We start from the raw sequence: 11,359 nt of genomic DNA on the forward strand, positions 1-11,359 counted from the left end.
GAGCCGCATATCGACACAGCCCCGCGCCCCTTAGCGGCGTTGCCGAACCCGGGGGACATTGCGGGCCCCGATTGGGGACAATGGTCGTATGCCGCTCAGGGGAACTGTCCGTGTTGCCGTCGCACTGGTGCTGTCGGCCGTGGTGGGATGCACGGCGGGCGGCGGTGACGACGACCCGGCGCGCACGAGCCCGCCGGCGTCGACCCGCACCGTCACCCCCTCCCCCACGCCCTCCCCGGTCAACCCCGTGTCGATCCCCGCCCTCATCCAGCGCGAACACACGGGTTCCGGCCTCAAGCTCGGCACCGTCCTGGCCCGTACCGCCGACTACACCAGCTACGAGGTGACGTACGAGGCGAACGGGCTGACGATCTCGGGGCTCATGAACATCCCTGAGGGCAAGGGGCCGTTCCCGGCGTTGGTCCTGGCGCACGGCTATATCGACCCGGCCGTCTACACGACCGGCCGGGGACTTGCGCGCGAGCAGGATCTCCTCGCCCGCAACGGCTATGTGGTCCTGCACACCGACTACCGCAACCACGCGAGGTCGGACAAGGACGCCGACAACAACGTCAACCTGCGGCTCGGCTACACCGAGGACGCCATCGGTGCGGCGATGGCGCTGCGGTCGTCCGGGCGGCCGGAGATCGACGGCGACCGCATCGGACTGCTGGGCCGCTCGATGGGCGGCGGTGTCGTCTACAACTCGCTGGTGGTGGCTCCGGGCCTGTTCGACGCGGCTGTGGCCTTCGCTCCGGTCAGCGCGCACCCGGAGGAGAACATCGACCAGTTCCAGCGTCCCGACGCCGACCCGGTCGTGGCCGAGATCGAGGCCGAGCACGGCACGCCCGAGGAGAACCCGGAGTTCTGGCGCGAGGCCTCCCCGCTCACCTACGTCGACCGGGTCACCGAGCCCCTGCTGATCCATCACGGCACCGTCGACGACACCTGCCCCATCGCCTGGACCCGGCACACGGTGGCCGCGTTCGAGAAGGCGGGCAAGGACGTGCAGCTGCGCACGTACCAGGGCGAGGGCCACACCTTCTACGGACAGTGGCCGCGCTCGATGGAGACCACCATGGACTTCTTCGAGGAACACCTGCGCTGAAGGGTGGCCACCGGGTCGCCGACGCCCCGGTGGCCACCCGGCCCCTCAGACCCGGGACCGGTACAGCCCGAACTCCGTGATCCGTACGGCACTCCGGGCACCGGTCACCCGCAACCGCCACCGCCGGGCCCGCACCGGAGCCGACAGCAGCAGGATCCGGCTCGCACCGACGGCCCCCGCCCGGGTCACCTCCGTCCAGGCGCCGTCCAGGTGCGCCTCGACGACGAAGCTCTCCACCTGCTGGCCGCGGCGGATGTCCTCGGCCAGCCGTACCCGGTCCACTTCCCGTTCCCTTCCGAGGTCGACGCTCACCCGGCCCGGTGAGGCCGTGACACGGGCTTCCTGCGCCAGGTCCTCGGGCAGTTCCCGGTCGACGCGTTCGCGGAACTCCCGCAGCCGGACCACGTCGGCGGCGGGCAGCAACCCGTCGGTGTCCGGCGGGATGTTGAGCAGCAGGACGGAGTTGCGCCCGACGGACCGGAAGTAGATGTCCGTCAACTGCTCCACTGTCTTGGGCTGTTGGTCGGCATGGTAGAACCAGCCGTCCCGGATGGACACATCGCACTCGGCCGGCCACCACTGCAGATAGTCCGCTGTCGGCAGGGCCGTGACAAGCGCGTCACGGCTGCCCATGTCGGGGGCGTCGTAGGCGAGGGCGTAGTCGGTCCGGCCGTAGTCCTTCTCCTGGACCGGTACGACACTCCACTCGTCCTCGCGGGCCAGCCCGCCCTCGTTGCCGACCCACCGCACGTCCGGGCCGGAGACCGCGATCACGGCGTCCGGGGCGAGCGACCGCACCAGGGTGTACCAGCTGTCCCAGTCGTACTTCTCGACCTTGTCCGGCGGGATGCGCCCCTGGGCCCCGTCGAACCAGACCTCGTCGATCGGGCCGTACTCGGTGAGCACTTCGTAGAGGTGGTTGAGCATATGGGCGCCGTAGTCGGTGGCTTCCAGGGTGAAGACGCGGTCCGGGGAACGGTCGTCGCCCTCGACGAGGGTCGGGATGGTGTGCTCGGTGCGGGCACTGCCGTTGGCGTACACGCCGTGGAGGAACTGGTTCTCGTCGGCGGGCGAGAGGTAGACGCCGACCTTGAGGCCGTACCGTCGCATGGAGTCGGCGAACGAGCGCAGCACGTCGCCGTGCCCGTCACGCCAGCTGCTGGAGGCCACGGAGTGGTCGGTGTAGCGGGAGGGGTGGAGCACGAAGCCGTCGTGGTGCTTGACGGTGAGGATGGCGAGCTTGAAGCCGCCGTCGCGCAGGGCACGGGCCCACTGGTCGGTGTCGAGGCCGGCCGGCTGGAACACATCGGGGTCCTCGTCGCCGGTGCCCCACTCCAGACCGGTGAAGGTGTTCACACCGAAGTGCAGGAACGCGGTCCGTTCCAGCTGCTGCCAGGCGACCTGCCGAGCGGTCGGCCGGACCTGGGAGGCCTTGCGGACGAGGTCCGCCTCGGTGTCGTCCGGGGAGACGGGGATGCGGTAGCGGGGGTCTTCGGCCTCGGCGGGTGCGGCCACCGCGGGGATTCCGGTCACGGCGAGCGCGGTGACGGCGGTGGCGGCACTGACGAAGAGGCGTCTGGAGACGGTCATGGCGTGGGGCTCCTCAGCTCAGGTACCAGACGGCGGACGGGCGTTGGTCCGGCGGGTACTGCACGAGCCGGCCGTCGTCCGGGCTCAGGGTCATCCGTGTGATGGCGTTGACGAGCCGGTATCCGCCGGCGGCGGGCTGCAACTCCCAGCGCTGAAGGGTGTTCGCGGCGTCGCAGGACTGCGCGGTCGCCTCGACGCCCGGCTGGAGCGGCACGTTGAGCGTCAGCCTGCCGCCGCGCACCTCCAGGCAGCCGGCCGCGGTCCGCAGGGTCAGATAGCCGTCGGTCGTGCGCTGCACCTGAGCCGTGAACGAGAGACCGTCCGTCCGGAAGGTGTACGTCCCGTCCGCGACCGGCGTCCTGGTCAGGTCCCGCCACCCGGGCGCGTGCCCGACCGCGGTACCGCGCGCGGTGAACTCGGCGTACGTGGCGTCCGGGTGCGGATCGCCCCACGTGGCCTGGGCGATGTGACGCAGTGCGGGCCACAGCCGCTCGGCGACCTCGTTCTCGGTCTCGCCACGGCCGTTGTCGGGCCACAGGCTGATCTTCGCGCCAGTGATGCCGTCGGCCGAGGTGAGCTTCTCACCTTCGAAGCTGCGCGGATCCCAGCTCTGCTCGTACAGCGCCCCGGTGTCGGAGTGGAAGCCGCCGCGGACGAGGTAGAGGGCGTACGCCGAATTCATCAACGGATAGCCCTGATCGATGAGTTGGCTCGGTTTCACCGCTACGTTCAGCCAGTGCTCGACCGTGGTGCCAGCCGCCACCGGCACGGTGTTGGCGCCGGTGAGCCCGTCGTTCCAGATGCGCAGCTTCTTGCCCTTGGCGACCGCGTAGGCGTGGACGCGGTTCACGAAGTCGACGAAGGCGTCCTGGGGTGTGGCGTCGGGGCCGTACTTCTCCTGCGCGTACTCCAGGATCTGCGGGTACTTGGCGAAGTCCGAGCCGAGCATGTACTCGTCCGCGCCCATGTGCCAGGACGTGGACGTGAAGGCCTGCGCGTACTCGTCGATCAGGCTGGTGTAGTAGGCGAAGGCCTCCGGCCGGGTGATGTCGAGGCGGGAGGGCTGCTTGTTGCCGTCGGTGTCGGTGAGCTGGAGGTCGGGGCGGTTTTCTATCCACGGGTCCATATGGCCCGGGGAGTTGATCTCGGGGATGATCTCGACGTGGTACTTGGCGCCGAGAGCGACGAGGCCGCGTATCTCGTCCTTGGTGTAGTAGCCCCAGGTGTTGGCCTCGGGATGGGCGTCGCTCTTCACCTTCAGCTCGACGAGCAGCTGGTTGAGCTTGTGGTACGCCATCTCGCGGACGAGGTTCTCCAGCCAGGGCATCGAGATGTGGATGTAGCAGGCGCAGACCCCGACCCCCCGCTCCTGGTAGCGCGGCACGTCCACCGTGCGTCCGGCGGGGATCCGGTCTCCCTGCGCGAGGAGTTGCAGAAGGGTCCGGGTGCCGTAGAAGGCACCGGTCTCGGTCGCGCCGGTCACCGACAGCCGCTTGCCGGCCCGGAGTTCATAGCCCTCGGCGCCAAGAGCAGAACGCGAGGGCTGTACGTCGATCACGATGTCACCGGCGCGCGCCCCGCCCCGTACGACGGGAACCGTGCCGTGTCCCGCTTCCCTCAGATCGTCGGCCAGGGTCCGGGCGACCCGGCGCTCGGTCCCCGAGTCGGCGACGACACGGGTCCCCTGCCCGTAGGCATAACTGCCCGGTTCTGCCGTCCAGTTGGTCAGCGCGGGCACGGTGACCGGTGGCGGTTCCTGCTTCGCCGTCGCCTGCGCCGGTACTCCGAAGAGCATCAGCACCGCGACGAGGCCGATCAGCGCGAACCGTCTCCTCCTTCGTTCAGCCATGCCACTCCACCTTGAACACCCATGCGTGACGACCCGCCTTCCGGGCCGCCTCGGGTACGTCGATCACGAGTGCTCCGTTCCGTACGGTCCAGGTCAGGGGCCGGTCGTGGCCGAGCATCGTCACCTTGTCGCCGCCGCGGACCGGGACGGGGGCCTCGACGGTGAGCTGTGCGCCGGGCCGGGCCAGGGAGTGGATGTAGAAGGCCTCGTTCGGGCGGACCGTGAAGCGGAGATCCTCGCCGAGCTGGGCCATCCGCGACCAGTACGTGGTGTCGTAGATCGCCTCCCCGTTGGTGCGCAGCCAACGGCCCGTCTCGCGCAGCCGGGTCTGCATGATCTCCGGGATGGTGCCGTCGGCGCGCGGGCCGACGTCGAGGAGGAAGTTGCCGTTCTTCGAGACGATGTCGACGAGACTGTGCACGACCTCCTCGGCCGTCATATAGGCGTCGTCCGGGGTGGCCTGGTTGTAGCCGTAGCTGCGGGGGTCGAGCCCGCGGCTGGCCTCCCACTTGGCGACGACCGTGTTCGCGTACGTCGTGTACTCGGGGGTGGTGAAGTCGTGGAAGCCGATCCCCGCACGGTCGTTGACGGTGACCTCGATCGGACGGGCGCGGTTCTTGGCGTGGTTGAAGTACTCGGCGAGGACGTTGAGGCTGTCGTTGACGCCGCCGATGTCGGCCCAGATGATCTCCGGGTCGTAGCCGTGGATCAGCTCCAGCATCTGCGGGGCCTGAAGGTCCTTCACATAGTCCTTGCCCGCGGTGTGTCCGGTGTACGGGACCGGCTCCAGGGTGTACGGGTTGCGCGGGGCGTGTCCCATCCAGGGGTTGTCCGGGTTGAACCACTCGGGCATGGAGAAGTAGAGGCCCCGGTGGAGTTCGGGCGTGTACCGGCGGGACGCCTCGAAGAGCTCCTTGATCAGGTCCCGCTTCGGGCCCAGCTTCACGGAGTTGCGGTCGGAGACCTTGGTGTCCCACAGGGCGAAGCCCTCATGGTGCTTGGACGTCAGTACGTGGTACTGGGCTCCGGCGTCGCGGAACAGCTCCACCCATGCGCGCGGGTCGAACTTCTCCGCGGTGAAGCGCGGGATGAAGTCGTCGTAGGCGAAGTCCTCGCCGTAGGTGGTGCGGTGGTAGGCGTGCGTGGGGTTGCCCGGGTCCTGCATCTGGTCCCAGTACCACTCGGCGTACTGCACGCCGACCGGCGCCCATGCGGGCACCGAGTAGACGCCCCAGTGGATGAAGATTCCGAACTTGGCGCTGTTGAACCAGTACGGCGCCTGATGGCCGGACAGGGACGTCTCGGCGGGCTGATAGTCGGCGACGCCCAGCGTCAGCTTGCGGCGGCCGGCGGCGGCCTGGGTTCCGCGGCCGCGGACGGTCACCGAGCCGTCCTGCTCGGTTCCGGGGGCCGTTCCCGTGCGGTTGCGGATCCCGACGCGCACGCGCGCCTGCTCTCCGGGGTCGAGACGGTGTATGCGGGCGGGCTCGACCGTGCGTGCGCCGGGGGTGTCGACCTGTACGGACACCTTGTCGCCGCCGAGGATCGCGACGGTGCCCACGTTGATGACGGTGGCCTCGACGCTCTGCGCGCCGGTGGAGTCCAGCAGGGAGTTGGTGGAGTGCGCGTCACGCAGCACCAACGCCCTTCCCTGGGCGACGGGTTGGAGGGAGAGCGCGAAGACGTGCAGGGAGGACTTGCCTTCCTGAGCCGGGTTGGTGACCGGCAGGGTGACGGCCACGGCCTCCCGCTCCGGGGCGGCCCACACCTCCGAGACGCCGATCCCGACGCTGTGCTCGTCCTTGGTGCCGTCCGGCGTGTAGCGGTACGGCACCGAGAGCGAGCCGCCCGCCGAGTACCAGTCGGCGCCTCCCATACCGGCGGTGGTCGTGGAGCCGTCGGCGTAGTGGACGGTGGCCGTGCCGGTGGCGTTGCCGTAGCTGCCGGCCGTCAGGAAGAGGGCCGACAGATAGCGGCCCCGGGGCAGTTCGATGCGCTGGCCGAGCGCGACAACGTTGTTCTTCGCGCCCGCCGCCGAGCCGGGGAAGTCGAAGGAAATGCCGTCGACCTCGATACGGCCGGAGGGGAGTTCCTCGCCCGGGAACGTGTAGCCCGAGCCGTCGAAGTCACCGCCGCGGGACGAGGCGGTGTCGATGCCGTCGTTGTCGTACAGCCCGTCGAGCGGGACGGGGACCGGGTCCGGGACGGGAACCCACTGACCGGCGGCGGCGTGCGCCTTGCCTGCCACGGTGAGCGGAAGGGCTGCGGAGGCGGCTGCGCCTGCCGCCACACCCAGGACCAGACGTCTTGGATACATACGCATGAGCGGCTCCAATTCATCGGATGTCTGATGATTGAGCGGGCTCCTGGGCCTGTCAATGGGGTGGAACGGCAAGAGAGTTGAGGGATTGATCGGAGGATCGCCTGCTCAACGGGCGTCTCCTGTGCGTGCCCGCGCGAAAAGTCCAAGAACAGCAGCCCGAATGTCCAAGCCCTGCTCCCTCTCGACGTGCCGTGCCGACGCGGGCACAGTTCTCCCTACATACTCGCCGGTACACGCACTTCGGAGGAACACACGTGACCAACTGGGCCGGCCGGACCGCCGCCGAGATCGCCGCCGCCGTACGGGAGAAGCGGGCCACGCCACGCGAGGTGGTGGCCGAGCACCTGGCCAGGATCGAGCGGCTCGACGGCCGTGTGGGGGCGTTCCGCGTGGTGCGCGCCGAGGCTGCGCTCGCCGAGGCCGACGAGGTCGGTTCGCGCGGCGATCTGGCCGAACTGCCCCTGGCGGGCGTGCCCGTGGCCATCAAGGACAACCTCGCGGTGCGCGGCGAGTCGAACCGTGTCGGTTCCGCCGCGATCCCGGACACCCCCGCCGAGGACGACCATGTCACCGTGGCCCGGCTGCGGGCGGCGGGCGCGGTGGTCGTGGGCCTGACGAACGTGCCGGAGCTGTGTGTCTTCGGCACGACGGAGGGCGTCCACGGCACGGCCCGCAACCCGTGGGACACCTCGCGCTCGGCCGGCGGCTCCTCCGGCGGCAGCGCGGCCGCGGTCGCCGCGGGCCTGGTGCCGATCGCCCTCGGCAACGACGGCATGGGCTCGCTGCGCATCCCGGCGGCCAACTGCGGGCTCGTCACCATCAAGCCGGGCCACGGCGTCGTTCCCGCGGGGACCAGCAACTGGTTCGGTATGTCCGAGAACGGCCCCCTCGCGACGACCGTCGAGGACGCCCGTCTCATGTTGTCGGTCCTCGCCGACACCGATGCCGTACGACCGCACGAGCCGGGCTCGCGCAAGGTCGCCGTGTCCCTGCGCAGCCCGCTCGCCGGTGTCGCCATCAGCAAGCCGTACGCGGCGGCGACCCGGGCGGCCGCCGGTGTCCTGGCCAAGGCCGGGCATCAGGTACGGCGCGCCGACCCGCCGTACCCGCTGTCGCTGAGTTTCACCTCGCTCGCCCACTGGACGGCGGGCACGGCGGTGGACGCCAAGGATCTCGACCCGGGTCTGCTGACCCGGCGCACCCGGGTGCATGCGGCCGTGGGGCGGCGTTTCGTGGGCCGGGTGACCGGTGGCGACAGCAGGGAGAAGCTGCGCAGGAGCCTGGAGCCGTTCTTCGCCGAGCACGACGTGGTGCTCACGCCGGCGCTGGCCCGCCGCTCCCCCAAGGCCGAGGCCTGGCACGAGCGGGGCTGGCTGCGCAATGTGCTCGCCAACACGAACTACTCGCCGCTGACTCCGCCGTGGAACCTGACGGGCTGGCCCGCGCTGACCGTCCCGTTCGGCTCGCTGCCCTCGGGCGCCCCCTGCGCCGTACAACTCGTGGGACTCCCGGGATCGGAGGCGATGCTGCTGGAACTGGCGGAGCAGGTGGAGAAGCTGCATCCGTGGCAGCGGACGGCACCGCTCGACTAGGACTGCGGCTGCACACGTCGAAGCCGCGGCCGGTCGTCGGCCGCGGCTGCGATCGCGAAAGGGTCTGTCCGGGCTGTCAGTCCACGCTGGGCAGGATGTGGGGCTCGGCGAGGTCGTCCTCGTAGCCGGCCAGGCGGATGGGGGCGGAACGTGCCCACACGTCGAGACTGCCGATCTCCCCGGGCCGTTGGCCCGCGCGCTCCGAACTTTCCTTGGGGCGCTGTTCGCGATTCGTCTTCTCCGGTGTCACCGCGCACTCCTTATGTGTCGGGTCACCCTCGGGGCGTGTCGGCCACTCTGCTGCTGTGCGCCTGACGCCCGCTCGGGTCTGGGTCGAGAACTGTTCGGACGCGGTGGCGCCGGTAACTCAGCTGAGAGCGGGCCGTGATATCCGGCTCGCCCCGGGACGGACTGTGGGTGTGGGTAGGACCCGGTACTGCTGTCCGTCCCCTACAGAGTAACCAAATGAGCGGGGGTCCGCTCGATGGGGCTGAAAACTTGGGGTAACCGTCACAAGTCGCCTGTGTTGATTGGGTCATGATATGCCCTTATTTATTGCGAGATGCCTTACAGCGAAGTCACTCGTTCGGCCTACATCGGATTGCGTCGACGTCGACGGGATCGAGACAGCCGGATCGATCGCCGCGCAGTTCAAGTCCCGTTGGCTGTGCCGAAAGCTCGCCATGATCTGCTGCCGTCAGACAACGGCTGTCTCGCAGGAGGACTGACGCATGGAGCTGCGCAGCGTCGAGGAGCTGATGGATCTTCTGTACGCGTGCCGAGGCACGTGGGACGCCCGGCAGCGCGCCGGTGACCGCGTCGATCTGCACGATCACGCCCTGCGGACCGCCGCGCTGCTGCGCCGCAGCCGTCCTGCCGACAAGGAACTCCAAGTCGCGGGCCTGGTGCAGCCGATAGGGCAGCTGCTCTGGCCCGGCGACACGGCCGGCCTCGCCGACCGTACGGCCGACGCGGTGCGGGGTCTGCTCGGTGAACGGGTCTCCCGTCTTGTACGCCGCCACTCCCGGCTCGGCACTCCGGTCGACGACGACCTGGTCAGCCTGCGCCAGGCCGAGGAGGAGGGCCGCAGCGCCGGGTTCGACGCCGGGGTGCTGGAGGACTGGCGCACGGTGCTGGAGCTGGTGGCGGCCCGCAACTCACGGCTGGGGGCCGTCGAGTGACGGCCCCCTCGTCATCCGCCCCGCCTCACCACTTGCCCGGCGCGTAGTCCTTCAGGAAGACGCCGTACAGGTCCTCGCCCTGCTCGCCGGCGACGACCGGGTGGTAGACGCGGGCCGCGCCGTCGATCAGGTCCAGCGGCGCGTGGAAGCCGGCCTCCGCCAGGCGCAGCTTGTCGTAGTGCGGGCGCTCGTCGGTGATCCAGCCGGTGTCGACGGAGGTCATCAGGATGCCGTCGGTCTCGAACATCTCCTGGGCGCTGGTGCGCGTCACCATGTTCATGGCGGCCTTGGCGGCGTTCGTGTTCGGGTGGCCCGCACCCTTGTATCCGCGGCCGAACACGCCCTCCATAGCCGAGACGTTGACGACGTACGCGCGCGTGCTGGATGCCTTGCGCGCGGCCTCGGCCATCGCCGGTCGCAACTTGCTGATCAGGATGAACGGCGCCGTGTAGTTGCACAGCTGGGTCTCGAGGAGTTCCACCGGGGAGATCTGCTCGATGCTCTGCACCCAGGTGTTGGTGTCGACGACGTCGGGGACCAGGCCGCCCGCGTCGATGGCGGTGCCGTCGAGGTGCCGGGCGACGCTGGCGTTGCCCGCGACCAGGGCGAGATCGGCCACCTGCTGCGCGTCGAGGCCGCTGATACCGGCGGGCAGCGCGGCCAGTCCGTCGACCGCGCCGGAGCCGAAGGCGCCGATGACGTGGTGGGCGGGCAGTTCACCGGCCGGCAGCGGGGCACTCTCGCCCTCGATCAGCGCGGCGTACGCGGAGGGCATACGGCGCACCGTCTGCGTCGCGTTGTTGATCAGGATGTCGAGCGCGCCCTGCGCGGCGACCTGATCGGCCAGGGCCACGGCCTGGGCCGGGTCGCGCAGGTCGATGCCGACGACCTCCAGGCGGTGGATCCAGTCCGCCGAGTCGTCCATCGCCTTGAAGCGGCGGATGGCGTCCTTGGGGAACCGCGTGGTGATCGTGGTGTGCGCACCGTCACGCAGCAGCCGGAGCGCGATGTACATGCCGATCTTCGCGCGGCCGCCGGTGAGCAGCGCGCGCTTGCCGGTGAGGTCGGCGCGGGAGTCCCGGTGCGCCCGGTTCACGGCGGCGCAGTTCTGGCAGAGCTGGTGGTAGAAGTAGTCGACCTCGACGTACCGGGCCTTGCAGGTGTAGCAGGAGCGCGGGCGCTGGAGTATCCCCGCGATCTTGCCCTCCGCCGTGATCGACGACGGCAGGAGGCCCTCGGTCTCGTCGTCGATACGCTCGGCGGAGCCGGTCGCCGTGGCCTCCGTGACCGCCTTGTCGTGGGCGGTCTTGGCGGCCCGGCGCTCCTGACGGCGGCGCTGCTTGACCGTGCGGTAGATGCCGGCGGTGGCCCGGCGCACGGCGATGGCGTCGGGGTGGTCCACGTCCAGCTTGTCGAGTTCTTCGAGCACACCGAGGCAGACGGCGAGCCGCTCGGGGTCGATGCCGGGCCCGTACACGACCTCGTCCGTGGTCGCCGTGCCGTCCTCTGTCACCGTCATCGCCGCTGCCGTTCCTGATCCACCGCGCGGCGCTCCGGTCGAGTCCGCTTTCGAACGAGGAATTTTACGGAGCGCCGGGCCCACCGCCAAACCCGCGACGATCATGGAGGGTGGCGGGTGATCGAACCTGCGGTGCGGATGCCTGCCGCGGCGATCGGACGCGCGGTGGCCGGCGACCGCAGACAACTCTCGACCTC

Annotated in this window: 8 protein-coding genes; 3 read left to right on the forward strand and 5 right to left on the reverse strand. The window is 69.9% G+C overall.

All coding sequences use genetic code 11. The features are described 5' to 3' along the window. Positions 1-88 precede the first annotated feature (88 nt). Positions 89-1,108 (forward strand): S9 family peptidase, encoded by a 1,020-nt coding sequence (locus tag KCH87_RS36380; protein WP_210592131.1) that lies wholly within the window; start codon positions 89-91, stop codon positions 1,106-1,108. A gap of 45 nt (positions 1,109-1,153) precedes the next feature. On the opposite strand, the gene KCH87_RS36385 is transcribed toward KCH87_RS36380, so the two are convergent. The 3 genes from KCH87_RS36385 to KCH87_RS36395 are packed head-to-tail and all read right to left on the reverse strand — an operon-like array spanning position 1,154 to position 6,870. After that, the gene (locus KCH87_RS36385) at positions 1,154-2,698 is read right to left on the reverse strand and encodes an alpha-L-fucosidase (RefSeq protein ID WP_210592132.1); all 1,545 of its coding nucleotides are present in this window, start codon (positions 2,696-2,698) and stop codon (positions 1,154-1,156) included. A gap of 13 nt (positions 2,699-2,711) precedes the next feature. Next, on the reverse strand, positions 2,712-4,547 hold the full coding sequence (locus tag KCH87_RS36390) for a family 20 glycosylhydrolase (protein WP_210592133.1): 1,836 nt from the start codon (positions 4,545-4,547) through the stop codon (positions 2,712-2,714). Next, positions 4,540-6,870, reverse strand: a complete 2,331-nt coding sequence (locus KCH87_RS36395; RefSeq protein WP_210592134.1) for an alpha-L-fucosidase — start codon at positions 6,868-6,870, stop codon at positions 4,540-4,542. The genes KCH87_RS36390 and KCH87_RS36395 overlap by 8 nt, the downstream gene beginning before the upstream one ends. Before the next feature lie 254 nt (positions 6,871-7,124). Here KCH87_RS36395 and KCH87_RS36400 point away from each other — a divergent pair, with 254 nt between their 5' ends. Beyond that, positions 7,125-8,462, forward strand: coding sequence for an amidase (locus KCH87_RS36400; RefSeq protein WP_210592135.1), 1,338 nt, complete (start codon positions 7,125-7,127; stop codon positions 8,460-8,462). Between the two features lie 76 nt (positions 8,463-8,538). Here KCH87_RS36400 and KCH87_RS36405 read toward each other — a convergent pair whose 3' ends face one another. Further along, positions 8,539-8,712 (reverse strand): hypothetical protein, encoded by a 174-nt coding sequence (locus tag KCH87_RS36405; protein WP_210592136.1) that lies wholly within the window; start codon positions 8,710-8,712, stop codon positions 8,539-8,541. Positions 8,713-9,193: 481 nt separating this feature from the next. Here KCH87_RS36405 and KCH87_RS36410 point away from each other — a divergent pair, with 481 nt between their 5' ends. After that, positions 9,194-9,643, forward strand: coding sequence for a hypothetical protein (locus KCH87_RS36410; RefSeq protein ID WP_210592137.1), 450 nt, complete (start codon positions 9,194-9,196; stop codon positions 9,641-9,643). A 25-nt stretch (positions 9,644-9,668) separates the two neighbouring features. Here the strand turns inward: KCH87_RS36410 and KCH87_RS36415 are convergent, their stop codons facing one another. Beyond that, entirely contained in the window at positions 9,669-11,162 is a 1,494-nt protein-coding gene (locus KCH87_RS36415; RefSeq protein WP_210592138.1) for an SDR family NAD(P)-dependent oxidoreductase, read from the reverse strand. Positions 11,163-11,359 lie beyond the last annotated feature (197 nt).

The organism is Streptomyces sp. GESEQ-35, from assembly GCF_017948485.1.
Lineage (GTDB): Bacteria > Actinomycetota > Actinomycetes > Streptomycetales > Streptomycetaceae > Streptomyces.